A 23,871-nucleotide genomic window follows, 5' to 3' on the forward strand; every position below is an offset into this window, starting at 1 on the left:
GGACAGCCGGACAGCCGGACGGTGCGCGATCAGAGTGCGGCGCGGCCGGCGACCGCGACCCGGGCGGCCTCGGCCACCCGCGCGCCGAGGTGCTCGGCGGTCAGGATGTCCGCCTTGTGGACGCCCTCGGTGCCCTGGTCGGCGTTGCTCTGCGCCGCCGCGCCGAGGAAGAAGCCGAGTCGGTTGAGGTCGTTCTCGGAGGCCACGGAGCTGTTCCAGCCGGGCAGCAGGCCGAGGCCCACCCAGTGCATGCCGTGCTGCGCGCCCAGGAGCGAGAGGTACTGCAGGGTGGCCAGCTTGTCGCCGCTCTTGGAGGCGGAGTTGGTGAACCCTGCGGCGATCTTGTCCTGCCAGGCGCGGTCGGCCCAGCGGCCGGAGGTCTGCTGGGCGAAGGCGTGGAAGGCGGCGCTGGCGGTGCCCATGTAGGTGGGCGAGCCGAAGACGATCGCGTCGGAGGCGTCGAGCTGTGCCCACTCGGCGTCCGTCATCTCGTCGACCTTGACCAGGTGGACGGTCGCGCCGGTGTCGGCGGCGCCGTCGCGGACGGCTTCGGCGAGGACGGCGGTGTGACCGAAGCCGGAGTGGTAGGCGACGGAGACGACGGGCTGGGGCAGGGCGGCGGTCATGGGGTCCTCCAATGGACGGGTGCATGCCGGGCGGCGCACGGCGGCGTGTGCCGAGCGGCACGACCAGAAGGAAAGCACTAACTTTTCGAAAGCGCAATCCTGAAGTTAGCGCTGTGCGGGAGTATGCTTGCGGCCATGGACCCGGACCTGCCCTTCGACGTGTTCGCCCGTTCCTGCCCCTCGCGCGGCACTCTGGAGCACGTCACGGGGCGATGGGGCGCGCTGACGGTCGTGGCCCTGTACGAGTGCACGCTGCGCTTCAACGAGCTGCGCCGCCGGGTCGACGGCGTGAGCGAGAAGATGCTGTCCCAGACGCTGCACGCGCTGGAGCGCGACGGCCTGGTGCACCGGGAGGCGCAGCCGACCAACCCGCCCCGCGTGGACTACGCGCTCACGCCGCTGGGGCAGGACGTCGCCGACCGCCTCATGGGGCTGATCGGGCTGCTGGAGGAGCGCATGCCGGAGATCCTCGCGGCGCAGGAGAAGTACGACGCGGAGCGCGGGGCATAGGAAGCGGGGCGCAGCAAGGCGTCCCGGGCGCTGACCGGCGCAGGGAACGGCTACGCGGCGCGCGGGCGCGGAGGGCGCTGGCAGCGCGGGCAGAAGTAGCTCGAGCGGTTCATCCAGGGGCGGCGGCGCATGGCCGTACCGCAGCGGCGGCACGGCTCGTCCTCACGCCCGTACGCGTCCAGCGAGCGGTCGAAGTAGCCGGACTCGCCGTTCACGTTGACGTAGAGGCTGTCGAAGCTGGTGCCGCCGACGGCGAGGGCCTCGTTCATGACCTCGCGGATGTGCGTGAGCAGCTCGGCGCTGCGCGGCCGGGTCAGGGTCGCGGTGGGCCGGTCGTAGTGCAGCCGGGAGCGCCACAGCGCCTCGTCGGCGTAGATGTTGCCGACCCCGCTGATGAGCGACTGGTCGAGCAGGGCGCGCTTGAGCGTCGTGCGGCGTCGGCGCAGCGCGGCGTGGAAGGCCTCGTCGTCGAAGGCGGGGTCGAGCGGATCGCGTGCGATGTGCGCGATGACGTCGGGGAGCCCCTCGGGGTCGCCGGGCACCGTGTCGTGCAGGGAGAGCCCGCCGAAGGTGCGCTGGTCGACGAAGCGCAGCTCCGTGCCGGCGGTGTCGGCGAACCGGATGCGGATGCGCAGGTGCTTCTCGTCGGGGGCCTCGTACGGCTGGACGAGGAGCTGGCCGCTCATGCCGAGGTGGGCGAGGACCGCCCGGTCGGGGGGCGTGGGGCCTTCCGTCTCCAGCGGCAGCCAGAGGTACTTGCCGCGCCGCCGGGCCACGCCGAGGCGGCGGCCGGCCAGCTGGGCGGCGAAGTCCTCGGGGCCGGCGAGGTGGCGCCGGATCGCCCGGGGGTGCAGCACCTGGACCTCGGCCACGGTGCGGCCGCAGGCCCACTGCGCCAGCCCGCGCCGGACGACCTCGACCTCGGGCAGTTCGGGCACGGTGCTCCTCCGGGAAGGGCTCGCGGGCGCCGTCCGGACACGGCGGATCCCGCGAATGCTGCGGTCGGTGCTTCGGTACTGCGACGCCTCGGCACCATGCACTGCGCAGTGCGTGGTGCGGCGGCACGGTCGCCGAACGCCGGGCGGCCCTGGAGTCAGGGGCGCCCGGCGTTCGGGGACGTGTGCGTCAGGATGCGGCGTCGGCCTCGGTCGTCGCGACCCCGGCCTGCTCCGCGGCTTCGGCCTTGACGGCCTCCGCCTTGTCCACGGCTTCGGCCTTCTTCTGCGCGGCCTCGGCCTTTTCGGCGGCGGCTGCGCGAGCCTCTGCCGCCTGGTGGATGGCGCGCCAGGCGGCTTCCGCCGCCTGCTGCTCCGCTTCCTTCTTGCTGCGGCCGGTGCCGGTGCCGTACGCGACACCACCGACGCGGGCAGCAGCCGTGAAGGTCTTCTCGTGGTCGGGACCGGTCTCGGAGACCAGGTACTCGGGCACGCCGAGCCCCTCCGTCGCGGTCAGCTCCTGGAGGCTGGTCTTCCAGTCCAGGCCGGCGCCGAGGTTCGAGGACTTCTCGATCAGCGGATCGAAGAGCCGGTGAACCAGCTCGGCAGCAGCCTCGAGACCCTGGTCGAGATAGACCGCACCGATGACCGCTTCCAGGGTGTCCGCGAGGATGGACGCCTTGTTGCGGCCGCCCGTGCCCTCTTCACCGCGGCCGAGCCGGATGAAGGAGCCGAGGTCGAGCCCACGGCCCACCTCCGCCAGTGCACGGGAGTTGACCACCGCGGCCCGCAGCTTGGCCAGCTGGCCCTCGGGCAGGTCGGGGTGGATGCGGTAGAGCGTGTCCGTGACCACGAGGCCCAGGACGGAGTCCCCGAGGAACTCCAGGCGCTCGTTGGTCGGCAGACCGCCGTTCTCGTACGCGTAGGAACGGTGGGTCAGCGCACGCACCAGAAGGGCGGTCTCGAGTTTGTACCCGAGCCGCCCTTCCAGAAGCGTGTGAGACGAGGCCGTGTCCGCCGGCGCCCTCTTCGGCGTAGTGGCGTCTGACATGGAGCCTGTCACCCGCCGATCAGACCTCGAGGACCTGGCGCTTGTTGTAGGTGCCGCAGCTCGGGCACGCGATGTGCTGCTGCTTCGGCTCGTGGCAGCGCTCGCACGCCACCAGGGGGGTGACCGCAGCCTTCCACTGCGACCGGCGGTGGCGCGTGTTGCTGCGCGACATCTTCCGCTTCGGAACAGCCACGGCTACTTCTCCTGTGAGTCATCCCCGACGGAGCGGGGTGCGTTGTCCTTCTCGCCGTCCTGGTCGGAACCGGCGAGTCCCTGCAGTGCCGCCCAACGAATGTCGACGGTCTCGTGGTGGTGGTCCAGGTCGTCCGCCAGCCGCGCTCCGCACTCGGAGCACAGGCCGGGGCAGTCGTCCTGGCACACCGGCTGCAGCGGCAGTGCGAGCACCACCGCGTCGCGCAGCACGGGTTCGAGGTCGAGCAAGTCGGCCTCGAGAAAGAGCATGTCCTCTTCGTCTTCCTCGGCGTCGTCGCCGGTATCCGCGGGGCGGCTCCGGTCATCGGCGTCGGGGTAGGAGTACATCTCCTGGAAGTCCACTTCGAGCTCACGCTCGAGCGGCTCCAGACACCTTACGCACTCCCCGGTGAGCGGTGCACGGGCGGTGCCTGTGACAAGCACCCCTTCCATGACCGACTCCAGTCGGAGGTCGAGCTCGACGGTCGCGCCCTCGGCCACGGAGATGACCTCGATACCGAGGTGATCGGGGGCCGGGACGGAGCGGGAGACCCTCTTCAGCGCACCGGGACGCCGGCCCAGCTCGCGTGTGTCGAACACGAGAGGGGAACGGTGATCGAGGCGGGCGTTCAGGGCTTCCTGCTTTCTACGCTGCGGTGACGGCGGCCCGGACCGTATGCGGTGACGCATGCGATGAGGGCAGCCGAGATCGCGAATGCACACGCGACCGAAGAGCCAGGATACTGGACGGGTCGCCGTAGACCCAATCGGCCGTCGTACGGCGCCGGTCAGCGGCCCTGTTCGTAACGGCGGAGCTGCTCCAGGTCGATCATCGACGTGTCGAACAGGCTCGTCTCGTCCAGCGCCCCGCCCGCCGCCTGGGGCCGGTCCTGGGCGGGCTGATGCTGGGCGGACTGGTGCTGAGCGGGCTGGTGCTGAGCGGGCTGGTGCTGAGCGGGCTGGTGCTGCTGGGGCACGTAGCCGCTCTGGGCGCCGCCGTAGCCGTCGCCCGGGGCCGGGGAGGACCAGGCGTACGGGTCGGCCTGGTGGTAGCCGCCCTGGACCGCGTAGGGGTCCGCCTGCTGCCCTTGGGAGCCGTCCGCCTCGTACTGCTGCTGGTAGACGTACGGGTCGGCTCCGTAGCCCTGCGGCTCGTAGTAGCCGTCGTAGCCCGCGTGGGGCGCCGCATGGGGCGCGGCTGCGGGCTCCGGGGACGTCTGCGCGTGGGGCGCGGCCAGTCCCGCGAGGAAGTCGGCGTCGCTGGTGGGGCGGGCGGCGTGGAAGCCGTCCTGGGCGGCCATGTGGGCACCCAGCTCGTCCGCCGGGCGGGCGCCGAGGAGCTTCTCCCGGCCGCGGCCGACCGCCTCCAGCGTCTTGCTCAGGACCGCCGAGACGGCACCGAGCTTCGCGTCGACGTAGGCGTCGGCCTGCTGCCGCTGGACACGGGGGTCGGAGCTGGGCTCCGGGGCGTCCGCGTCTCCGTCCGGCTCCCCGTGGCCCCCGTTCCCGTCCGCGCGGCCCAGCAGCTTCTCGCGGCCCCGGTCGACGGAGCCGATGGTCTTGGTGAGGACGACCTCGAAGTTGGCGAGCTTGCTGTCGACGTAGTCGTCGGCCTCGGCGCGGACCTCCTCGGCCTGCCGGCGGGCCTCGGCAAGGATCCGGTCGGCCTCCTCCTGGGACTGCCGGGCGACCTCGGTGTCGGAGATCAGCGATCCGCGGTGGGCGCGCGCGGACTCGATGATCCGCTCGGCCTCCTCACGGGCCTCGGCGACCAGCTGCTCGCGGTCGCCGATGAGCTCCTGCGCGCGGGCGAGCGAGCCGGGCAGTCCGGCGCGGAGCTCCTCGAGCAGGGCGAGCAGCTCGGCGCGGTTGACCACGCAGGAGGCGGACATCGGCATGGACCGGGCGCCGGTGACGGTCGTGACGATCTCGTCGAGCTTCTTCTGGACGTCCACCTGGCGCTCGCCACTTTCTTCTGCCGGACGACACGAACGGGGTCGACTGTACGGGCAGTCGGCCTCCGCCCGACAGCTGCCGGGAGGGGCGGGGTGTCAGCGCTCGCCGAGCCGTTCGGTGAGCGCCTCCAGCACCAGCGGCGGGACCAGGTGGGAGACGTCTCCGCCCCAGGCCGCGACCTCCTTGACCAGGCTGGACGACAGGAAGCTGTACGTCGGGTTGGTCGGGACGAACAGGGTCTCGACGCCCGAGAGCCCGTTGTTCATCTGGGCCATCTGCAGCTCGTAGTCGAAGTCGCTGACCGCCCGCAGGCCCTTGACGATGGCGGGGATGTCGCGCTGCTTGCAGAAGTCGACGAGGAGGCCGTGGAAGGACTCCACCTGCACGTTGCCGTACTCGGCGGTGACCTGGCGGAGCAGGTCTATCCGCTCGTCGACCGTGAACAGGCCCTTCTTCGACTGGTTGATCATCACTGCGACGTGGACGACGTCGTACAGCCTGGAAGCGCGGGCGATGATGTCGAGGTGTCCATTGGTGACGGGGTCGAACGACCCCGGACAGACGGCGCGGCGCAACGGTGTCTCCTCGCTCTCCGGTCCATTCATGACGCGCGGGGAGAAGTCTCTTCGGCGCACGTCGAGGCGGCGCGACCGTACCAAAGCGTCCCCTCGCCGTAGCGACGGGCCCTCAGTGCCTCGAAACCGTCCGGCCAGGGGAATTCTCCGCCTCTGGTGCTGCGCTCCACGGTGGCCAGCGCCTCGTCCGCAAGCCACCCCCCGGCACGGAGTGTGAGGAGAATCTCGCGGAGCGCCTCGTCGGTGACGGCGTAGGGCGGGTCGAGGAAGACCACGTCGTAGGGGGCCGCGGGGGGCGGGCCCGCGACGATCTGCTCGGCCTTGCCGGAGCGGACCTCGGCTCCGGGCAGCCCGAGCGTGCGGACGTTCTCGCGGATGGTGCGCGTCGCGCGGGCGTCGGCCTCCACCAGCAGGACGTGCGCGGCGCCGCGCGAGAGCGCCTCCAGGCCGACCGCGCCCGAGCCCCCGTACAGGTCCAGGACGCGGGTGCCGTGGAGGGTGCCCAGCAGGGACTCCAGGGTGGAGAACAGGCCCTCGCGCGCCCGGTCGGAGGTCGGGCGGGTGCCGGTGCCGGGCGGCACGGCCAGGCGGCGTCCGCCGGCGATGCCGGCGATCACGCGGGTCATGGGGTCCTCGGTCCTTCGCGACGGTGTGGCGGTGTGGAGGTCTGTCGGTGCGGCGGGGCCGCGGCGGAGCCTGACGGCCGGCCGACCGGGGTGCCGCCCCTTCAGCCTAGGGCGTCGGAGCACGCCGGGCGCCTCCGCGGGGCTGCCGGCGGGGGCGCGGGCCCCGTGGCGGGACGGGCGTGCTCAGCCCTTGTCCAGGTACTGCTCCCGCTCCTCGTCCAGCAGGGCGTCCAGCGCGGTGCGCAGGTCGGGCAGCGCCTCCAGCTCCGGGTCGGCGGCGACGACGGCCGCGGCCTCCTCCCGGGCGGCGGCGATGACCTCCTCGTCGTCGATGACGGTGAGCATGCGCAGGGACGAGCGGACGCCGGACTGGGCCTGGCCGAGGACGTCGCCCTCGCGGCGCTGTTCGAGGTCGATGCGGGAGAGCTCGAAGCCGTCCAGGGTGCCGGCGACGGCGGCGAGGCGGGCGCGGGACGGGCTCGCCTCCGGGGCGTCGGTGACCAGCAGGCACAGGCCCGGGGCCGAGCCGCGGCCCACGCGGCCGCGCAGCTGGTGGAGCTGGGAGACGCCGAAGCGGTCCGCGTCCATGATCACCATGACGGTGGAGTTGGGCACGTTCACGCCGACCTCGATGACGGTCGTGGCCACCAGGACGTCCACCTCGCCGGCGGCGAAGCGGCGCATCACGTCGTCCTTGGAGTCGGGCTGCATGCGGCCGTGCAGCACCTCCACGCGCAGCCCGCTCAGGGGGCCCTTGGCGAGCTGCGCGGCGACGTCCAGGACGGCGAGGGGCGGGCGCCGCTCGCCGTCGCCCTCCGCCGCGGCCTGCCCGGCCCCGTCCCCCGCCCCGCCCTTGGAGGCGCTCTGCGCGGCGCCCTTCGCGGGCGTCCTGGCGTCGCCCTCCTCCCCCAGGTCGTCGCCGATGCGGGGGCAGACCACGTAGGCCTGGTGACCTCCCTCGATCTCCTCGCGCACGCGCTCCCAGGTGCGCGCCAGGAAGTGGGGCTTGTCCTTGGCGGGCACCACGTGGGTGGCGATGGGCGAGCGGCCGGCCGGCAGCTGGTCCAGGACGGAGGTCTCCAGGTCGCCGAAGACGGTCATGGCGACGGTCCGCGGGATCGGGGTCGCGGTCATCACCAGGAGGTGCGGCGGCTGCTTCCCCTTGGAGCGCAGGGCGTCGCGCTGCTCGACGCCGAAGCGGTGCTGCTCGTCGACCACGACCAGGCCGAGGTCGTGGAACTGCACCTTGTCCTCGATGAGGGCGTGGGTGCCGATGACGATCCCGGCCTCGCCCGTGACGAGGTCGAGCAGCGCCTGCCGCCGGGCGGCCGTCCCCATGGAGCCGGTGAGCAGCACGACCTTGGTGCCGTGCTCGGCGCCGCCGAGCATGCCGCCCTCGGCCAGCTCGCCCATCATCTCGGTGACCGACCGGTGGTGCTGCTGGGCGAGCACTTCGGTGGGGGCGAGCATCGCGGCCTGGCCGCCGGCGTCGACGACGCCGAGCATGGCGCGCAGGGCCACCATGGTCTTGCCCGAGCCGACCTCTCCCTGCAGGAGGCGGTGCATGGGGTGCTCGGTGGCCAGGTCGTCGAAGATCTCCGCGGAGACGGTGCGCTGGCCCTCGGTGAGGGTGAAGGGCAGCTTGGCGTCGAAGGCGTCGAGGATGCCGCCGGCCACGGGCTTGCGGGCCACGGCCGGCAGCTGGGAGTCGGCGTGCCGGCGGCGGGCGAGGGCGACCTGGAGGACGAAGGCCTCGTCCCACTTCAGGCGGGCCCGGGCGTCCTCGATGTCGGCCTTGGTGCGCGGCCGGTGGACCTTGCGGAAGGCGTCGGGGAGCGCGGCCAGGCCGCGGCCGTCGCGCAGCGAGGGGGGCAGCGGGTCGGTGAGGCCCTCCCACTGCTCGGCCTCGAACAGGTCCAGCAGGGTGTCGACGGCCTTGGTGAGCTTCCAGGACTGGAACTGCTTGCAGGCGGGGTAGATCGGCAGCAGGCGGCCGGCGAAGGCCTCGGCGGCGTCGGCCCCGCTGTCGCGGTCCAGGAGCTCGTAGTCGGGGTGGAGGAGCTGGCGGGTGCGGTTGAAGACCGAGACCTTGCCGGCGAACATGCCGCGGCGGCCGGGGATCAGCTCCTTCTCCCGCGCGTAGGCGCCGCGGCCGAAGAAGACGAGGGTCAGGGAGCCGCTGCCGTCGGTGACGACGACCTCCAGGCGGACGCCCTTGCCGTGGTTGAACGTCTTCATGGCGGCCTTGGCGACCTGGGCGACGACGGTGACGTGCTCGTCCAGCGGCAGGTCGGCCAGGCGCGTGAGCTCACCGCGCTCGGCGTAGCGGCGCGGGTAGTGGTGCAGCAGATCGCCGGCCGTGTGCAGGTCGAGGTGCTCGGCCATCACCTTCGCGGTGCTGCCGCCGAGGATCTTCTTCAGGGGTTCGTGAAGCGCTGGCACGCGTCCCATTGCACACCACGGCACTGACAGACGGTGTCATTCGGCGCCTGGCCCGATGTCTCGTCTGCCGTACTGTCTGCCGTCCCTGCTGTTGCCCGTCCGTTGTTCCGTCTGTCGTCCCGTGCCTCGTCCGGCGTCCCGTCCGGCGTCACTCGATGCCGATGAGCAGCGGTGGCGCCTGCTGCCCGCCCCGGTAGACCACCGTGTCGACGGCGAGGTGACCGCCCCGTACGTGCCGCTCCAGGCGGTCGGCCACGGCGTCGGGGACGTCCGCGCCGAGGACGAGGGTGACCATTTCGCCGCCCGCGGCCAGCATGCGGTCCAGGACGGTCGCGGCGGTGGCGGCGAGGTCGGAGCCGATGACGGCCACGTCGCCGTCGATGAGGCCGAGCACGTCGCCCGCCTGGCAGACGCCGGCCATGGTCCAGGCCTGCCGTTCGGCTACGGCGAGCTCGGCGTAGCGGGTGGCTCCGGCGGCGGAGGTCATCGCGACGACGTCCTCGTCGAAGCGGCGTGCGGGCTCGTGGACGGCGAGCGCGGCGATGCCCTGGACGGCGGCGCGGGTCGGGATGAGGGCGACGCGGACGCCCGCGGCGCGGGCCTGTTCGGCCGCGGCGGCCGCGGTGTGCTGCAGCTCGGGGTCGTTGGGGAGCAGGACGACCTCGCGGGCGTTGGCGCGGCGGATGGCGTCGACGAGCTCCCCGCTGGCGGGGGGCTCCCCGGGGCGGGCCGCGACGACGGTGGCGCCGGCGTCCGCGCACAGCCCGGCGAGGCCTTCGCCGGGGACGACCGCCACGACGGCGCGCTGGGCGGGCTCGCGGGTGCGGCCGGGGTCGCCTGCCGGGGCTGCGGCGGCTCCGGCGGCTCCCGCGAAGTGGGTGATGCGGATGCGGTGGGGGCGCCCCGCCTCGATGCCGGCCTCGACGGCGGCTCCGGCGTCGTCCACGTGGACGTGGACGTTCCACAGGCCGTCGCCGCCGACGACGACGAGGGAGTCGCCCAGGGCGTCGAGCCGGGTGCGCAGGCGGGGGACGGCGGTGTCGTCGGCGTCCAGGAGGTAGATGACCTCGAAGGCGGGCGAGGTGCCGCCCGGGGCGGTGGCGGGGCAGGGCACGGGGCCCTGCGCCGGGGCGGCGGGCTGCGGCGGTACGGGGACGGGCCGCGTCCACGCGCGCGTGCCGCGCGGGAGGGCCTCCCCGGACAGGGCCCTGGCGAGCGCTCCGATCACCTCCACGAGGCCGAGGCCGCCGGCGTCGACGACTCCGGCCCGGCCGAGGGCGTCGAGCTGGCCGGGGGTCATCGCGAGGGCGGAGCGGGCCGCCTCGTCCGCGGCGCGGGCCACCGCGGCGGCGTCGCCCTGCGCGTCGGCCGCCGCGTCGGCGGCGGCCGAGGCGACGGTGAGGATCGTGCCCTCGACGGGGCGGGCGACGCCTTCGTACGCGGATTCCACGGCCCGCCGCAGGGCGCGGCGCAGCAGTTCGGCGTCGGCGGCGGGGCGCCCCGTGCGGGAGGGCGCGGGGCGCGGCTCCCCGCCTCCCGCCAGGACCTCCGCCATGCCGCGCAGCAGCTGGGCCAGGATCGTGCCCGAGTTGCCGCGGGCGCCTATGAGGGCGCCGTGGGCCATGGCGCGGACGGCGTCGGGGAGCGTGGGGCGGGAGGCGGGGCCGGTGGTGGCGTGGCCGTCGAAGACGGCGTCGACGGCCCTGGCGGCGGATTCGGCGGTCAGGTACAGGTTCGTGCCGGTGTCGCCGTCCGGTACGGGATAGACGTTGATGGCGTCGATCTCCTCGCGGGCCCGCCCCAGCGCGTCGAGAGCCAGTGCGCACCAGGTGCGTACCGCGGAGGCGTCCAGCGGGTGCGGCACGTGTGTGTCCTCCTCGGACTCCCGGGGGCGGTGGAGCGGTGATCGCAGACTAGTCCCGGGGCGCGGCCCGGAGGGAGGGCGGGCGGCGGGCCGGGGGAACGGGGGGACGGGACAGGTCAGACAGGTCGGACAGGTCACAGCCCGGGCAGCCATGGTAGTTTCGTCGAACGGGAGCGGCCGTTGTATGCTGCTCCGGTTGCCTGATGAGAATCAGGCCATCCCCCTGGTAATGCCGGTCACTACAGATTTCGGCACGCAGGGATTTTCCGTACGTGCCTGTCGTCTCCGCGTAAGCGGGGGTGACCCGTCTTTGGAGTAACCCGTGGCTGCCAACTGCGACGTCTGCGGCAAGGGGCCGGGCTTCGGCAACGCTATTTCGCACTCGCACCGCCGTACCCCCCGTCGTTGGAACCCCAACATCCAGCGGGTGCGTGCTGTGGTCGGTGGGACGCCGAAGCGGCTCAACGTCTGCACCTCGTGCATCAAGGCCGACAAGGTCTCGCGCTAAGCGAGTGCTGTCCCCCGCGCGAGCGGGGGCGAGCCGGTCTCGCTGTGACGTCTCACGTCGTGGCGCTGCCCATCTGGTTGCCTTGAAAGCCGGTCCACCTAGCGGTGGGCCGGCTTCTTGCCGTGCCCGCTCACGGCCTGGGCCGGATCCGTTCACGCCTGATCCGTTCACCGCCGTGAGGCCGGGCCTCCCCCGCCCCATGCGCTGAGCCCGCCCCATGCGCTAAGAACGCCACCGCCACGCGTGGTCGACCGGCCCGATGCCGTCCCCCAGGGGGAAGCCGGCCGCGATGGCGCCGGTGACGTAGTCCTTGGCGGCCGCCACCGCCTCCGGCACCGTGTGCCCCTTGGCGAGCCCGGAGGCGATGGCGCTCGCCAGCGTGCACCCCGTCCCGTGCGTGTGGCGGTTGTCGTGGCGCGGGGCCCGCAGCCAGTGCTCCTCGGCGCCGTCCGTGAGGAGGTCCAGCGCGTCCCCCTCCAGGTGCCCGCCCTTGATGAGCGCCCACCGGGGCCCGTACGCGAGCACGGCGTCCGCCGCACGGCGCATGCCGGCCTCCGAGACGACCCGCAGGCCCGTGAGCCACGCGACCTCGTCGAGGTTGGGGGTGGCGACGGTGGCCGCCGGCAGCAGCTTCGTGCGGACCGCGTCCAGGGCGGAGGCGGCGAGCAGGGCGTCGCCGTGCTTGGAGATGCCCACCGGGTCCACGACCACGGGGGCGGCGGTGCCCGCCAGGAGCTCGGCGACGGTGCGAACGAGCTCCTCCGAGGCGAGCATGCCCGTCTTCACGGCCTGGACGCCGATGTCGTCGACGACGCTGCGGTACTGGGCCCGTACGGCCTCCGCGGGCAGCTCCCAGGCCCCCTGCACGCCGCGGGAATTCTGTGCGGTCACGGCCGTCACCACGCTCATGCCGTGCACGCCGAGGGCGAGCATGGTCTTGAGGTCGGCCTGGATGCCCGCACCGCCGCCGGAGTCGGATCCGGCGACGGTCAGCACGCGTGGGGGTATCGGCATGGGGCCGAATCTACAGCGCCGCCCCGTGCGGCCCGTGGGGCCCCGCACCGTGCTGGTCCCCCGGCTCCAGCTCCCCGAAGTGGTCCCAGCCGCCGGCCTTGTCCCACGGGGCCCCGTCCACGGTGACCTGGGGCAGGGCGGAGGGGCTGACGACCTCGCCGATGACCTTCCAGCGGGCGGGCAGCTTCACGTCCGGCGGGAACGTCGCGACGATCGCGTGGTCCTCTCCCCCGGTCAGCACCCACTGCAGCGGGTCGACGCCGACGGCCTGGCCGATGTCGGACATCTGGGTGGGCACGTCGATGGCCGCGGTGTGCAGGTCGATGCGGACCTTGCTGGCCTCCGCGATGTGGCCGAGGTCGGCGATGAGGCCGTCGCTGACGTCCGTCATCGCGGTGGCGCCGAGGCCCGCCGCGGCGGGGCCCGCGTGGTACGGCGGTTCGGGGCGCCGGTGGGCCTCCACGAAGGCGCGGGGCGAGCGGAAACCGCGGGCGAGCACCGCGAGTCCGGCCGCGGACCAGCCGAGCCACCCGGTGACGGCGACGATGTCGCCGGGCTGTGCGCCGGAGCGGGTGACCGGCTCGTGGTTGCGCAGGTCGCCGAGGGCCGTGATGGCGACGGTGATGGTCTCGCCGCGCACCACGTCGCCGCCGACGACCGCCGCACCGGCGACCTGGCACTCGTCGCGGATGCCGTCCATCAGCTCGGTCGGCCAGGTGGCGGGGAGTTCGGCGGGGACGACCAGGCCGAGCAGGATCGCGGTCGGCACCGCGCCCATCGCTGCGATGTCGGCGAGGTTCTGCGCGGCGGCCTTGCGCCCGACGTCGTAGGCGGTCGACCAGTCACGGCGGAAGTGCCGCCCCTCCAGAAGCACATCCGTACTGGCCACGACCCTCCGGTCGGGCGCAGCCACCACCGCGGCGTCGTCACCCGGCCCGAGCCGGACCGCAGGGGTGGTGGTGAGCCGGGAAGTAAGCTCTCTGATGAGCCCGAACTCCCCCAACTCGCCCACGGTGCCTTTCACTGAGCTCCTCCTAGGAGTATCGGTTGTGACATACGCCGCGCCGCGCAGGCAGCGCGGGTCTCCCCGCGCCGTGCGGCGACGCGGTACCGTGGCGTCTCTTCTCCCCACATGATCCTCGTAGCCGCCCTGGAGGTTCCGTGGTACAGGCGTACATCCTGATCCAGACCGAGGTCGGCAAGGCGTCGACCGTGGCCGAAGTCATCTCGAAGATCTCGGGGGTGATCCAGGCCGAGGACGTGACCGGCCCGTACGACGTGATCGTGCGCGCGCAGGCCGAGACCGTGGACGAGCTCGGCCGCATGGTGGTGGCCAGGATCCAGGCAGTGGAGGGCATCACCCGCACACTGACCTGCCCGGTCGTCCATCTCTAGGTCCCCCGTATGCTCGCCCGGTGAAGTCTTCCCTCCGCCGGCCCTTCGGCCTGTCCGCTGTCGTCGTGCTGTGCGCGGCCGCCGGCTGCTCGTCGTCGGGCGGCGCGGAGGGTCCCGCGGTCCCCACGCCGTCGGCGCGGGCGGCCGGGCTCTGCCGGGCCCTGCACAAGGAGCTGCCGAAGACCGTGGACGGGAAGCAGCGGCGCACCGCCGCTCCCGTCTCGGACTTCACCGCCGTGTGGGGTGATCCTGCGATCGCCCTGCGCTGCGGGGTGGAGCGTCCCGAGATCATCAAGCCCGGTTCCGAACACTACAACCCCGCCGCGGACTCGGTGGAGATCGACGGTGTGGACTGGCTGCCGGAGCGGCAGCCGGACGGCAGCGTCCGCTGCACGACCACCCTGCGGGAGGCGTTCGTGGAGGTGACGCTGCCGAGGAAGGTCGTCGGCGAGGCCGGCGATCTCGGTGCGCTCACCGATCTCGCCGGCGCCGTCGCGAGGACGATCCCGGTGGGGGTCGTCTAGCGCAGGCCCGTGGGCCGGCGCAGGGCCGCCTGGATGAGGCGGTCGATCAGCTCGGTGTAGCCGACGCCGCTCTCCTGCCACATGCGGGGGTACATGGAGATCGGCGTGAAGCCCGGCAGGGTGTTGATCTCGTTGATGACGAACTCCCCGTCCTCGGTGAGGAAGAAGTCCGCGCGCACGAGGCCCTCGCACGAGGCGGCGTCGAAGGCCTGCACGGCGAGCTCCTGCACCTTCGCCGTCTCCTCCGGCGTCAGCGGCGCGGGGACGAGACCGGTGGCGGAGTCGATGTACTTCGCCTCGAAGTCGTAGAAGTCGTGGGCGGTGACCGGGGGGATCTCGGCGGGGACGCTGGCGCGCGGCCCGTCCTCGAACTCCAGGACGCCGCACTCGATCTCCCGGCCCCGCAGCAGCGACTCGACCAGGATCTTCGGGTCGTGGCGGCGGGCCTCGGCCACGGCCTCGTCCAGGCCGGAGACGTCGTCGACCTTGGTGATGCCCATGGAGGAGCCGGCGCGGGCGGGCTTGATGAAGACGGGCCAGCCGTGCTCGCCGGCGAAGTCGACGATCTTCTTCCGGGCGGCGGCCGGGTCGGTGTCCCACTCGCGGGGGCGGACGACCTCGTACGGGCCGACGGGCAGGCCGAAGGAGATGAAGACGCGCTTCATGTACTCCTTGTCCTGGCCGACGGCCGAGGCGAGCACGCCGGCACCCACGTAGGGGATGCCGGAGAGCTCCAGCATGCCCTGGAGGGTGCCGTCCTCCCCGTAGGGGCCGTGCAGGACGGGGAAGACCACGTCGACCTCGCCCAGCGCCTTGGGCATCGTGCCCGGCTCCGTGTAGACGAGCTCGCGGTCGGAGGGGTCGACCGGCAGGACGACGGAGCCGTCGGGCGACTGGGCGAGCTGCGCGACGCTCGGCAGCGCGCGGTCGGCGATGGCCATCCGCTCGGGGTCGTCGGCGGTGAGGGCCCAACGGCCGTCCGTGGTGATGCCGATCGGCAGCACGTCGTACTTCGTGCGGTCGATGGCGCGCAGCACGGCGCCGGCGGTGACCACGGAAATGGCGTGCTCGGAACTGCGGCCGCCGAAGACGACCGCCACACGCGGTTTCCGGCCAGGGCTCTGGGGGGTGATCTCGCTGCTCATATCGCGACGAGAGTACCTCGTGGTGCGGGCGGCGTCAGTGCCGCTCGGCCTTGGCGCTGCGCGACATCAGCTCCTTGAGGGCCACCAGCGGCGGCTTGCCCTCGTGCACGATCTCCACCACGGTCTCCGTGATCGGCATGTCGACTCCGTGGCGCCGCGCCAGATCCAGCACCGACTCGCAGGACTTGACGCCCTCGGCGGTCTGCTTGGTGACCGCGATGGTCTCCGAGAGGGTCATGCCGCGGCCGAGGCTCGCGCCGAAGGTGCGGTTGCGGGAGAGCGGGGAGGCGCAGGTGGCGACGAGGTCCCCCATGCCGGCGAGGCCGGCGAAGGTGTGCGCGTCGGCGCCCATGGCGAGGCCCAGCCGGGTGGTCTCGGCCAGGCCGCGGGTGATGAGGGAGGCCTTGGCGTTGTCGCCGAGCCCCATGCCGTCGGCGATGCCCACGGCGAGGGCGATGACGTTCTTGACGGCGCCGCCGAGCTCGCAGCCGACCACGTCGGTGTTGGTGTACGGGCGGAAGTAGGCGGTGTGGCAGGCGGCCTGGAGGCGCTTGGCCACGGACTCGTCGCGGCAGGCGACGACGGCGGCGGCGGGCTGCCGCGCGGCGATCTCCTTGGCGAGGTTGGGGCCGGTCAGGACGGCCACCTGGTCGGCGGAGACCTTGGCGACCTCCTCGATGACCTCGCTCATGCGCTTGGCGGTGCCCAGCTCGACACCCTTCATCAGGGAGACGAGGACGGTGTCCGCGGGCAGCAGGGGCGCCCACTCGGCGAGGTTGCCGCGCAGCGTCTGGGAGGGCACGGCGAGGACGGTGAATTCGGCGCCCCGTGCGGCTTCGGCGGGGTCGGTGGTGGCCCGCACGGAGCGCGGGAGCTCGACGCCCGGGAGGTAGTCGGGGTTGATGCGGGTGGTGTTGACGGCCTCCACGAGGGCGGCGCGCCGCCCCCACATGGTGACCTCGCAGCCGGCGTCCGCGAGGACCATCGCGAAGGCGGTCCCCCAGGATCCGGTGCCGTAGACGGCGCAGCGCGTCACTTCTCGTCCTCCTGGGCCTTGCGGCGGGCCGCGGCGCGGGCCTTCTTGGGGTTGTACGGCTCGGCGGGGGCCGGCTCGCCGCGCAGCTCGGCGAGGAGGGCGGTGATGGCGGCCATGATGTCGTCGGTCGCGGCGCGCAGGACGTCCGCGGTGGGCTCCTTGCCGTAGTACGCGGAGAGGTCGACGGGCGGGCCGGCCAGCACCTTGAGCGTCTTGCGGGGCAGGAGCCGGAGCTTGTTCTCCTTGGCGTACGGCGGCATGGCCTCGTTGGCGCCCCACTGGGCGACCGGGATGACCGGTGCGCGGGTGAGGAGCGCGACGCGGGCGGCGCCGGTCTTGCCCTCCATGGGCCACATGTCGGGATCGCGGGTGAGGGTGCCCTCGGGGTAGAAGGCCACGCACTCGCCCTTGTTGATGGCCTCTACCGCGGCCTTGAAGGCGGCCGCGGCGTCGGCCGACTCCCGGTAGACGGGGATCTGCCCCGTGCCGCGCAGGACGGCGCCGACGAAGCTGCCCTTGAACAGGGCGGCCTTGGCCAGGAAGCGGGGGACGCGCCCGGTGTTGTACTGGTAGTGGGCGTAGGAGAGCGGGTCGAGATACGAGTTGTGGTTGACGGCGGTAATAAAACCGCCGTCGGCCGGAATGTTCTCCATTCCCCGCCAGTCCCGCTTGAACAGAACCACGAGCGGCGGTTTAGCCAACACCGCCGTAAAGCGGTACCAGAAGCCGATTCTGTGGCGGGACACTCGGACACCCTTCTCTTGGGACCTTGGAGCTGTGCTGAACCCGGAGGCCGCACAAGTGTCGCCCCAGGTCCCCGGTCTGTCGAGAACACCGTAACCCCGCGCTCCGCGGGCGGCTGCGGCAGCGGGTGACAATGAGGCGGATGCGAAGAGAGGGGGCGGATGTGGTCTGGACGCTGGTGGTGCCGGTGAAGCCGCTGGCCCTGGCCAAGAGCCGTCTCGGCACCGGGGCCGGGGAGGGGCCCCGTGCCGCGCTCGCGCTGGCGTTCGCCGTGGACACCGTGGCCGCGGCACTGGCCTGTGCGGCGGTACGGGATGTGGTGGTCGTCACGGACGATCCGCTGGCCGGGGCCGAGCTCACCGCCCTCGGGGCGCGCGTCCTGGCCGAACCCGGGGGGCCGGGCGGCCTGAACGGCGCCCTTGCGCACGGGGCGCGGACCGTACGCGCCGGACGGGCCGGCGCCGCCGTGGCGACCCTCAACGCGGACCTTCCCGCCCTGCGCCCGGCGGAACTGGGCCGGGTCCTCGATTCCGCCACGGAATTCCCCCGCGCATTTCTCGCGGACGCGGCGGGAATCGGAACGACGCTGCTGGCGGCGGCACCGGGAATGGAATTGGCGCCGGCGTTCGAAGGACATTCGCGCGCCCGGCACCGGGACTCGGGGGCCCGGGAGATCGGGCTGACCGGGGTGGATTCCGTGCGCCGGGACGTGGATACGGAGGCGGATTTGCGGGCCGCCCTGGCCCTGGGCGTGGGGCCCCGTACGGCCGCCCTCGTGGGCGCCCCCGCGGAGCCGGGCGGCGGAGGCCGCAGGAGCACGGTGCGGCCGCCCCGTGCGGGCACTGCGCAGCGGCACGGGGAGTCCGCCGCGGAACGCTCCGCCCCGCGCGCCGACTAGGCTGCTGACATGCAGGCCACCGCTTACACCTTCGACCCTCAGACGCGCTCCGGGAGCGTGCTCCTGGACGACGGCACCCCGCTGTCCTTCGACGCAGCGGCCTTCGACGCGGGAGGCCTGCGCCTGCTGCGGCCGGGCCAGCGCGTGCGCATCGAGTGCACGGAGGGCGCCGCGGGCGCGGAGGGTGCCCCGGAGGGCCGCCGCGTGACGCTGGTGACGCTGCAGACGCTCTGACCGGGGCGCGGACACACCGCGGGCCGGGCTCCCCGAGGGGAGCCCGGCCCGGCGCGTGACGCCGTTCGCCGCCTTACTTCTTGGCGGCGGTCTTCTTGGCGGTGGTCTTGCGCGCGGTGGTGGTCTTGCGCGTCGTGGCCTTGGTCGCCGTGGCCTTCTTGGCGGGCGCGGTCTTCTTCGCGGCGGCCTTCTTGGCGGTGGCGGTGGTGGCCTTCTTCGCCGGGGCGGCCTTCTTGGCGACGGTCTTCTTGGCGGTGGCGGCCGTGGTGGCCTTCTTCGCCGTCGTCTTCTTCGCCGTCGTCTTCTTGGCGGCGGCCGTGGTGGCCTTCTTCGCCGTGGTGGTCTTCTTCGCGGCGGCCTTCTTGGCGGTGGCGGCCGCGGTGGCCTTCTTCGCCGTCGTCTTCTTGGCGGTGGCCTTCTTGGCCGCGGCCTTGGCGGTGACCTTGCCGCCCGAAAGGCTGCCCTTGGGCGCCTTCTTGACGGCGACCTCGCCACCCTTCGGCAGCTTCTTCGAGCCGCTCACCAGGTCCTTGAAGCCCTGGCCCGCGCGGAAGCGCGGCACCGAGGTCTTCTTGACCCGCACGCGCTCACCCGTCTGCGGGTTGCGGGCGTAACGGGCCGGGCGGTCGACCTTCTCGAACGAACCGAAGCCGGTGACCGAGACCCGGTCACCCGCGACGACTGCACGGACGATCGCGTCGAGCACCGCGTCGACGGCGTCTGCGGCCTGCTGACGGCCGCCGAGCTTGTCGGCAATCGCTTCAACGAGCTGCGCCTTGTTCACGTCTTCCCCTTCGGAGACATTGCTGGAACGAATGCGCTCCAGCCTTTTCGCACGTTAGGCAGATATATACCGCAAATCAAACACGAAACGGTCTAATCACCCTTGTGCCGCAACGAACTCGACCATCACGGAGTTCCGTCACGGTCGGGCTCTTCGGGGAAACGGCCCTCGTCGAGGTCGTTCATCAGCCGGTCCAGACGCATTGCGGCGCCTGAGAGATCGTGCTTCGCCGCGGCCGTGATGGCCAGCAGCTTCCGGGACAGCGCCATCCGTACGCCCTCCGGGACTTGCAGTGCGCGCACCCGGGAGTGCGCTTCCTTGAGTCGGTCCGCGACGAGCCGGTATAGCTCGAGTTGGCTGTCGCGTTCCATGCACCGATTGTGCCATCTGAGGCGAGTTGTCGCTTCACAGGGCCTCAACAGAGCGATGCGCCCCCTGTCCGAAGACAGGGGGCGCATCATGCCAAACCCTTGGTGAGCAGCGAAAATCCGGGGTCCCCCGAGCATCGCTCCGGGCGCCCGAAGGGGCGCGAAATCCGTGTCAGATCCGGGCCGTGGAGGGCTTGAAAGAAGGCCTTCCGGCCTCGAAGGCGGCGACGTCGGGCTCGTGCCGCAGGGTCAGGCCGATGTCGTCGAGCCCCTCCAGCAGGCGCCACCGGGCGTTCTCGTCAAGGTCGAAATCAGCCGTGATCGAGCCGGCCCGGACCTGGCGCGCCACGAGGTCGACGGTCACCTCGGCGGCCGGGTCGGCCTCGGTCAGCTCCCAGAGGGCGTCGACGGTCTCCTGCGGCAGGACGACGGTCAGCAGTCCGTTCTTGAGCGAGTTACCACGGAAGATGTCGGCGAAACGCGAGGAGACGACCGCTTTGAACCCGTAGTTCTGCAGTGCCCAGACCGCGTGCTCACGGGAGGAGCCGGTGCCGAAGTCCGGACCGGCCACCAGGACGCTGGCCCCCCGTCGCTCGGGACGGTTCAGCACGAACTCGGGGTCCTTGCGCCAGGCCTCGAACAGCCCGTCCTCGAAGCCGTCGCGGGTGACCTTCTTGAGCCAGTGCGCGGGGATGATCTGGTCCGTGTCGACATTGCTGCGGCGCAGCGGTACGGCGCGGCCGGTGTGCGTGGTGAAAGCTTCCATGGCTGTTCAGGCCCCCAGGGGAGTGCGGACGTCGGACGCGCCGGCCGGGCCGGGCAGGTCGGCCGGGGAGGCCAGACGGCCCACCACGGCGGTGGCGGCGGCCACCTGGGGCGAGACCAGGTGGGTGCGGCCGCCCTTGCCCTGCCTGCCCTCGAAGTTGCGGTTGGAGGTCGACGCGGACCTCTCGCCCGGCGCCAGTTGGTCGGGGTTCATACCGAGGCACATCGAACAGCCCGCGTGGCGCCACTCGGCACCGGCAGCCGTGAAGACCTTGTCGAGCCCCTCGTCGACGGCCTGCAGGGCCACCCGGACGGAGCCGGGCACGACCAGCATGCGGATGCCGTCGGCGATCCGGCGGCCCTCCAGGACGGCCGCGGCGGAGCGCAGGTCCTCGATCCGGCCGTTGGTGCACGAGCCCACGAACACGGTGTCCACGCGGATGTCGCGCAGCGGCTGACCCGCCGTCAACCCCATGTACTCCAGGGCCTTTTCGGCGGCGAGACGGTCGGAGGGGTCGGAGTAGGAGGCCGGGTCGGGAACGTGCGCCGACAGGGGCGCTCCCTGCCCCGGATTGGTGCCCCAGGTGACGAACGGGGAGAGCTCGGAGGCGTCGATGACGACCTCGTGGTCGAAGACGGCGTCGTCGTCGGTGCGCAGGGTGCGCCAGTACGCGACGGCCTCGTCCCAGTCGGCCCCGCGGGGGGCGTGGGGCCGGCCTTCGAGGTAGGCGAACGTGGTCTCGTCGGGCGCGATCATGCCGGCCCGGGCGCCCGCCTCGATGGACATGTTGCACACGGTCATGCGGGCCTCCATCGAGAGCTGCTCGATGGCCGTGCCGCGGTACTCGATGACGTAGCCCTGGCCGCCGCCGGTGCCGATGCGGGCGATGACGGCGAGGATCAGGTCCTTGGCGGTGACGCCCTCGGGCAGCTCGCCGTCGACGGTCACCGCCATGGTGCGGAACGGGGCCAGCGGGAGCGTCTGGGTGGCGAGGACGTGCTCGACCTGGCTGGTGCCGATGCCGAACGCCAGCGCGCCGAACGCGCCGTGGGTGGAGGTGTGGCTGTCGCCGCAGACCACGGTGGTGCCGGGCTGGGTCAGCCCCAGCTGCGGTCCCACCACGTGGACGACGCCCTGCTCCACGTCGCCCAGCGGGTGCAGCCGGACGCCGAATTCGGCGCAGTTCTTGCGCAGCGTCTCCAGCTGGGTGCGCGAGACCGGGTCGGCGATGGGCTTGTCGATGTCGAGGGTCGGGGTGTTGTGGTCCTCGGTGGCGATGGTGAGGTCCAGGCGCCGCACGGGGCGGCCGGCCTTGCGGAGACCGTCGAAGGCCTGCGGGCTGGTGACCTCGTGCAGCAGGTGCAGGTCGATGTAGAGGAGGTCGGGCTCGCCCTCGGCGCGCCTGACGACATGGTCGTCCCAGACCTTCTCCGCGAGTGTGCGTCCCATCGCTGTCCCTCCGGCCGGCGTCCTCGCCGGTCACATTCGTGTGCCTGTGGGTGCTCTCCGTCCAGGTTGGCGCGTCTCCGGGAAATTTGAACTTGCGTTTCACAGTGTGAGACGCAAGTATCGTTGCATGGACAACACCGGTAGCGCCTCGAGCGGCGTGGGAGTACTCGACAAGGCGGCTCTGGTGCTGAGCGCGCTGGAGTCCGGGCCGGCGACCCTGGCCGGGCTCGTCACGGCCACGGGCCTGGCGCGTCCGACGGCGCACCGGCTCGCGGTGGCCCTGGAGCACCACCGCATGGTGGCGCGGGACATGCAGGGCCGGTTCATCCTCGGACCGCGGCTGAGCGAGCTGGCGGCGGCGGCCGGCGAGGACAGGCTCCTGGCCACGGCGGGCCCCGTGCTCACCCACCTGCGGGACGTCACGGGCGAGAGCGCGCAGCTCTACCGCCGCCAGGGCGACATGCGCATCTGCGTGGCCGCGGCGGAGCGCCTGTCCGGCCTGCGGGACACGGTGCCGGTGGGCTCCACGCTGCCCATGAAGGCCGGCTCGGCCGCCCAGGTGCTGATGGCCTGGGAGGAGCCGGAGCGGCTGCACCGCGGTCTGCAGGGGGCCCGCTTCACGGCGACGGCGCTCTCGGGCGTGCGGCGCCGGGGCTGGGCCCAGTCGATCGGCGAGCGGGAGCCGGGCGTCGCCTCGGTCTCCGCCCCCGTGCGCGGACCCTCCAACCGCGTGGTCGCCGCCGTCTCGGTCTCCGGACCGATCGAGCGCCTGACGCGCCACCCGGGCCGCATGCACGCCCAGGCGGTGCTGGACGCCGCGGTGCGCCTGACGGAGGCGCTGCGCCGCAACGGCTGAGCAGGCAAGACGACACGAGCGGGTAAGACACGACAGGACGACGGAGCGGCGCATGGGGCCCGGGCCCCATGCGCCGCTCCATGCAGTTCCCTAGGCGCTCGCGAACCGCTGCGCCGCGCGCTCCCCGCGGCGCGCCACCGGCTCCGTGCCGTAAGCCGCACCGAGCCCGCGCGCCGGCATGCCGACGTAGATCGACTCGTACGAACCGGCGGGCACCACGTACGTCTCGTGCCAGATGCCGACGCTTCCCCCGCCGGCCCGCGCACGGCGGTTGAACGCCGCCCAGGCGGGGCGGTGCTCCTTGCTCCGGTCGGCGGCGTAGGCGAGCAGCTTTTCGCGCGATTCCCAGTACTGGACGACGGCCAGGTCCCCGAAGCCACTCGCCAGCGGCCGGTAGCCGAGCAGGCCGCTGTCCGGGTCGCGCGAGAGCTCCTTGAGCATCCGCGGCATCGCGCCGAGGGTGGGCAGCCAGTGGCGCACCGCCCGCCACTTGTTGATCCGCATGCCGATCATGAAGACGACCACGTCCCCCTCGGCCGCGGCGGTGACCCGCCCCGGAATCGGTTGTGCACTCATGAGAGCTCCCCCAGTCACTGTGAACAGCGCATTGGATAGCACTGCTATCCATGCTTGGATAGTGCCGCTCTCCAAGGAAGGGTGCAAGTGGCCATGCGACTGGCGGAACTGAGCGAACGCAGCGGTGTGTCCACCGCGACGATCAAGTACTACTTGCGCGAGGGGCTGCTCCAGCCCGGCCGCAGGATCTCCGCCACCCAGGCCGAGTACGGCGACGAGCACCTGCGCCGGCTGCGCCTGGTGCGGGCCCTGATCCAGCTGGGCAAGATGCCCGTGGCCACCGCGCGCGAGGTGATCGCCGCCGCCGAGGACGACTCCCTGGGGCACCACCGGAGGCTCGGCGCGGCCACGCAGGCACTGTCGCAGGGCCGGGAGGTCGCCGCGGACGACGATCCGGCGGCCGAAGCCGCGGGCCGCACCGTGAACGCGCTCCTGGAGCACCTGGGCTGGCGGCACGACCAGGAGCTCGCGGAGCTCTCCCCCGCCTACCGCACGCTGGTCGCGGCGGTCGCCGCGCTGAGGCGCCTCGGGTACCCGTGCGGCGTCGCCCAGCTGCTGCCGTACGGACGGCTCGCGGCCGAGCTGGCGGTCACGGACCTGGACCTGGTCGAGGAGGAGCCCACGCCGACCGCCCAGATCGAGGCGGCCGTCGCGCTGACGGTCCTCTACGAGCCCGTGCTGCTGAGCCTGCGCCGCATGGCGCACGCCGAGGAGTCCGCCCGGCGCTTCACCGGCGGCGAAAAGCCCGCCTGAGGCGCGGGGCCCCGGCCCGTCGCCCCTCCCCGCCGCATGGGGCG

General features: G+C 72.7%; 28 protein-coding genes. 8 read left to right on the forward strand and 20 right to left on the reverse strand.

The features are described from left to right. Positions 1-29: 29 nt before the first annotated feature. A complete protein-coding gene (locus ACFPP6_RS31615) occupies positions 30-626 on the reverse strand; it encodes a flavodoxin family protein (protein ID WP_179082830.1) in 597 nt (198 codons plus the stop codon). A gap of 135 nt (positions 627-761) precedes the next feature. Between ACFPP6_RS31615 and ACFPP6_RS31620 the strand changes: the two genes are divergently transcribed. Continuing rightward, positions 762-1,136 carry a winged helix-turn-helix transcriptional regulator gene (locus ACFPP6_RS31620; RefSeq protein WP_382049672.1) on the forward strand — a complete coding sequence of 125 codons (375 nt, stop codon included), beginning with the start codon at positions 762-764 and terminating at the stop codon, positions 1,134-1,136. A 50-nt stretch (positions 1,137-1,186) separates the two neighbouring features. Here ACFPP6_RS31620 and mutM read toward each other — a convergent pair whose 3' ends face one another. The 9 genes from mutM to ACFPP6_RS31665 all read right to left on the reverse strand — a co-directional run bounded on the left by mutM (position 1,187) and on the right by ACFPP6_RS31665 (position 10,777). After that, a complete protein-coding gene (gene mutM / locus ACFPP6_RS31625) occupies positions 1,187-2,074 on the reverse strand; it encodes a bifunctional DNA-formamidopyrimidine glycosylase/DNA-(apurinic or apyrimidinic site) lyase (RefSeq protein ID WP_382049674.1) in 888 nt (295 codons plus the stop codon). Between the two features lie 187 nt (positions 2,075-2,261). Further along, positions 2,262-3,122 (reverse strand): ribonuclease III, encoded by an 861-nt coding sequence (gene rnc / locus ACFPP6_RS31630; protein WP_382049676.1) that lies wholly within the window; start codon positions 3,120-3,122, stop codon positions 2,262-2,264. Positions 3,123-3,141: 19 nt separating this feature from the next. Further along, positions 3,142-3,315, reverse strand: coding sequence for a 50S ribosomal protein L32 (gene rpmF, locus ACFPP6_RS31635; RefSeq protein WP_015657589.1), 174 nt, complete (start codon positions 3,313-3,315; stop codon positions 3,142-3,144). 2 nt (positions 3,316-3,317) lie between these two features. Beyond that, positions 3,318-4,004, reverse strand: a complete 687-nt coding sequence (locus ACFPP6_RS31640) for a YceD family protein (protein WP_382049678.1) — start codon at positions 4,002-4,004, stop codon at positions 3,318-3,320. A gap of 98 nt (positions 4,005-4,102) precedes the next feature. Beyond that, entirely contained in the window at positions 4,103-5,269 is a 1,167-nt protein-coding gene (locus ACFPP6_RS31645) for an ATP synthase F0 subunit B (RefSeq protein ID WP_382049680.1), read from the reverse strand. 96 nt (positions 5,270-5,365) lie between these two features. Beyond that, positions 5,366-5,845, reverse strand: a complete 480-nt coding sequence (gene coaD, locus ACFPP6_RS31650; RefSeq protein WP_179082824.1) for a pantetheine-phosphate adenylyltransferase — start codon at positions 5,843-5,845, stop codon at positions 5,366-5,368. Between the two features lie 26 nt (positions 5,846-5,871). Next, complete coding sequence (gene rsmD, locus ACFPP6_RS31655) at positions 5,872-6,471, reverse strand: 16S rRNA (guanine(966)-N(2))-methyltransferase RsmD (protein ID WP_058046454.1); 600 nt, start codon at positions 6,469-6,471, stop codon at positions 5,872-5,874. Positions 6,472-6,654: 183 nt separating this feature from the next. After that, entirely contained in the window at positions 6,655-8,922 is a 2,268-nt protein-coding gene (recG, locus tag ACFPP6_RS31660; protein ID WP_382049683.1) for an ATP-dependent DNA helicase RecG, read from the reverse strand. A gap of 139 nt (positions 8,923-9,061) precedes the next feature. Beyond that, complete coding sequence (locus tag ACFPP6_RS31665) at positions 9,062-10,777, reverse strand: DAK2 domain-containing protein (RefSeq protein WP_382049685.1); 1,716 nt, start codon at positions 10,775-10,777, stop codon at positions 9,062-9,064. A 322-nt stretch (positions 10,778-11,099) separates the two neighbouring features. Between ACFPP6_RS31665 and rpmB the strand changes: the two genes are divergently transcribed. Beyond that, a complete protein-coding gene (gene rpmB / locus ACFPP6_RS31670; protein ID WP_078660562.1) occupies positions 11,100-11,285 on the forward strand; it encodes a 50S ribosomal protein L28 in 186 nt (61 codons plus the stop codon). 222 nt (positions 11,286-11,507) lie between these two features. Here the strand turns inward: rpmB and thiD are convergent, their stop codons facing one another. Then, the gene (thiD, locus tag ACFPP6_RS31675; RefSeq protein WP_382049687.1) at positions 11,508-12,299 is read right to left on the reverse strand and encodes a bifunctional hydroxymethylpyrimidine kinase/phosphomethylpyrimidine kinase; all 792 of its coding nucleotides are present in this window, start codon (positions 12,297-12,299) and stop codon (positions 11,508-11,510) included. Positions 12,300-12,309: 10 nt separating this feature from the next. Then, on the reverse strand, positions 12,310-13,323 hold the full coding sequence (locus tag ACFPP6_RS31680; protein WP_168091491.1) for a thiamine-phosphate kinase: 1,014 nt from the start codon (positions 13,321-13,323) through the stop codon (positions 12,310-12,312). Between the two features lie 137 nt (positions 13,324-13,460). Here ACFPP6_RS31680 and ACFPP6_RS31685 point away from each other — a divergent pair, with 137 nt between their 5' ends. Together ACFPP6_RS31685 and ACFPP6_RS31690 are read left to right on the forward strand one after the other, a co-directional pair. Beyond that, complete coding sequence (locus ACFPP6_RS31685) at positions 13,461-13,694, forward strand: Lrp/AsnC family transcriptional regulator (protein ID WP_030369306.1); 234 nt, start codon at positions 13,461-13,463, stop codon at positions 13,692-13,694. Between the two features lie 20 nt (positions 13,695-13,714). Further along, on the forward strand, positions 13,715-14,218 hold the full coding sequence (locus ACFPP6_RS31690) for a DUF3515 domain-containing protein (protein ID WP_382049690.1): 504 nt from the start codon (positions 13,715-13,717) through the stop codon (positions 14,216-14,218). Here ACFPP6_RS31690 and ACFPP6_RS31695 read toward each other — a convergent pair. The 3 genes from ACFPP6_RS31695 to ACFPP6_RS31705 are packed head-to-tail and all read right to left on the reverse strand — an operon-like array spanning position 14,215 to position 17,145. Beyond that, positions 14,215-15,363, reverse strand: a complete 1,149-nt coding sequence (locus ACFPP6_RS31695; RefSeq protein ID WP_382049692.1) for a D-alanine--D-alanine ligase family protein — start codon at positions 15,361-15,363, stop codon at positions 14,215-14,217. The genes ACFPP6_RS31690 and ACFPP6_RS31695 overlap by 4 nt on opposite strands. A gap of 34 nt (positions 15,364-15,397) precedes the next feature. Beyond that, positions 15,398-16,399 (reverse strand): NAD(P)H-dependent glycerol-3-phosphate dehydrogenase, encoded by a 1,002-nt coding sequence (locus tag ACFPP6_RS31700; protein ID WP_382049694.1) that lies wholly within the window; start codon positions 16,397-16,399, stop codon positions 15,398-15,400. Continuing rightward, on the reverse strand, positions 16,396-17,145 hold the full coding sequence (locus ACFPP6_RS31705; protein ID WP_382049696.1) for a lysophospholipid acyltransferase family protein: 750 nt from the start codon (positions 17,143-17,145) through the stop codon (positions 16,396-16,398). Before ACFPP6_RS31705 ends, ACFPP6_RS31700 begins: the two co-directional genes overlap by 4 nt. 131 nt (positions 17,146-17,276) lie before the next feature. Between ACFPP6_RS31705 and cofC the strand changes: the two genes are divergently transcribed. Together cofC and ACFPP6_RS31715 are read left to right on the forward strand one after the other, a co-directional pair. Then, positions 17,277-18,041: a 2-phospho-L-lactate guanylyltransferase gene (gene cofC / locus ACFPP6_RS31710; RefSeq protein WP_382049698.1), complete on the forward strand. Its 765-nt coding sequence runs from the start codon at positions 17,277-17,279 to the stop codon at positions 18,039-18,041. 9 nt (positions 18,042-18,050) lie between these two features. Beyond that, positions 18,051-18,275: a hypothetical protein gene (locus ACFPP6_RS31715; RefSeq protein WP_382049700.1), complete on the forward strand. Its 225-nt coding sequence runs from the start codon at positions 18,051-18,053 to the stop codon at positions 18,273-18,275. A gap of 73 nt (positions 18,276-18,348) precedes the next feature. On the opposite strand, the gene ACFPP6_RS31720 is transcribed toward ACFPP6_RS31715, so the two are convergent. The 4 genes from ACFPP6_RS31720 to leuC form a co-directional block, all read right to left on the reverse strand. Beyond that, on the reverse strand, positions 18,349-19,059 hold the full coding sequence (locus tag ACFPP6_RS31720) for an HU family DNA-binding protein (RefSeq protein WP_382049702.1): 711 nt from the start codon (positions 19,057-19,059) through the stop codon (positions 18,349-18,351). Positions 19,060-19,184: 125 nt separating this feature from the next. Then, the gene (locus ACFPP6_RS31725; protein ID WP_058046443.1) at positions 19,185-19,430 is read right to left on the reverse strand and encodes an SCO5555 family protein; all 246 of its coding nucleotides are present in this window, start codon (positions 19,428-19,430) and stop codon (positions 19,185-19,187) included. A gap of 169 nt (positions 19,431-19,599) precedes the next feature. Beyond that, on the reverse strand, positions 19,600-20,193 hold the full coding sequence (gene leuD / locus ACFPP6_RS31730; RefSeq protein WP_382049704.1) for a 3-isopropylmalate dehydratase small subunit: 594 nt from the start codon (positions 20,191-20,193) through the stop codon (positions 19,600-19,602). 6 nt (positions 20,194-20,199) lie between these two features. Beyond that, positions 20,200-21,642, reverse strand: a complete 1,443-nt coding sequence (gene leuC, locus ACFPP6_RS31735) for a 3-isopropylmalate dehydratase large subunit (RefSeq protein WP_382049706.1) — start codon at positions 21,640-21,642, stop codon at positions 20,200-20,202. A 127-nt stretch (positions 21,643-21,769) separates the two neighbouring features. Here leuC and ndgR point away from each other — a divergent pair, with 127 nt between their 5' ends. Next, entirely contained in the window at positions 21,770-22,498 is a 729-nt protein-coding gene (ndgR, locus tag ACFPP6_RS31740) for an IclR family transcriptional regulator NdgR (protein WP_058046440.1), read from the forward strand. Between the two features lie 90 nt (positions 22,499-22,588). On the opposite strand, the gene ACFPP6_RS31745 is transcribed toward ndgR, so the two are convergent. Beyond that, complete coding sequence (locus ACFPP6_RS31745; protein WP_382049708.1) at positions 22,589-23,074, reverse strand: DUF4188 domain-containing protein; 486 nt, start codon at positions 23,072-23,074, stop codon at positions 22,589-22,591. 93 nt (positions 23,075-23,167) lie between these two features. On the opposite strand from ACFPP6_RS31745, the gene ACFPP6_RS31750 reads away from it, so the two are divergent. Further along, complete coding sequence (locus ACFPP6_RS31750; RefSeq protein ID WP_382049727.1) at positions 23,168-23,827, forward strand: MerR family transcriptional regulator; 660 nt, start codon at positions 23,168-23,170, stop codon at positions 23,825-23,827. The last annotated feature ends 44 nt before the right edge of the window (positions 23,828-23,871 follow it).

It is taken from the genome of Streptomyces aureoversilis, assembly GCF_042657885.1.
Lineage (GTDB): Bacteria > Actinomycetota > Actinomycetes > Streptomycetales > Streptomycetaceae > Streptomyces > Streptomyces aureoversilis.

Bases quoted from the DNA above. Each gene is read 5' to 3' on its own strand.
- leuC (WP_382049706.1), bottom strand. From the start codon at position 21,642: ATGGGACGCACACTCGCGGAGAAGGTCTGGGACGACCATGTCGTCAGG.
- recG (WP_382049683.1), bottom strand. From the start codon at position 8,922: ATGGGACGCGTGCCAGCGCTTCACGAACCCCTGAAGAAGATCCTCGGC.
- thiD (WP_382049687.1), bottom strand. From the start codon at position 12,299: ATGCCGATACCCCCACGCGTGCTGACCGTCGCCGGATCCGACTCCGGC.
- ndgR (WP_058046440.1), top strand. From the start codon at position 21,770: ATGGACAACACCGGTAGCGCCTCGAGCGGCGTGGGAGTACTCGACAAG.
- ACFPP6_RS31620 (WP_382049672.1), top strand. From the start codon at position 762: ATGGACCCGGACCTGCCCTTCGACGTGTTCGCCCGTTCCTGCCCCTCG.
- ACFPP6_RS31640 (WP_382049678.1), bottom strand. From the start codon at position 4,004: ATGCGTCACCGCATACGGTCCGGGCCGCCGTCACCGCAGCGTAGAAAG.
- rsmD (WP_058046454.1), bottom strand. From the start codon at position 6,471: ATGACCCGCGTGATCGCCGGCATCGCCGGCGGACGCCGCCTGGCCGTG.
- rnc (WP_382049676.1), bottom strand. From the start codon at position 3,122: ATGTCAGACGCCACTACGCCGAAGAGGGCGCCGGCGGACACGGCCTCG.
- ACFPP6_RS31695 (WP_382049692.1), bottom strand. From the start codon at position 15,363: ATGAGCAGCGAGATCACCCCCCAGAGCCCTGGCCGGAAACCGCGTGTG.
- ACFPP6_RS31745 (WP_382049708.1), bottom strand. From the start codon at position 23,074: ATGAGTGCACAACCGATTCCGGGGCGGGTCACCGCCGCGGCCGAGGGG.
- ACFPP6_RS31615 (WP_179082830.1), bottom strand. From the start codon at position 626: ATGACCGCCGCCCTGCCCCAGCCCGTCGTCTCCGTCGCCTACCACTCC.
- ACFPP6_RS31750 (WP_382049727.1), top strand. From the start codon at position 23,168: ATGCGACTGGCGGAACTGAGCGAACGCAGCGGTGTGTCCACCGCGACG.
- ACFPP6_RS31725 (WP_058046443.1), bottom strand. From the start codon at position 19,430: ATGGAACGCGACAGCCAACTCGAGCTATACCGGCTCGTCGCGGACCGA.
- cofC (WP_382049698.1), top strand. From the start codon at position 17,277: ATGAGGCGGATGCGAAGAGAGGGGGCGGATGTGGTCTGGACGCTGGTG.
- ACFPP6_RS31715 (WP_382049700.1), top strand. From the start codon at position 18,051: ATGCAGGCCACCGCTTACACCTTCGACCCTCAGACGCGCTCCGGGAGC.
- leuD (WP_382049704.1), bottom strand. From the start codon at position 20,193: ATGGAAGCTTTCACCACGCACACCGGCCGCGCCGTACCGCTGCGCCGC.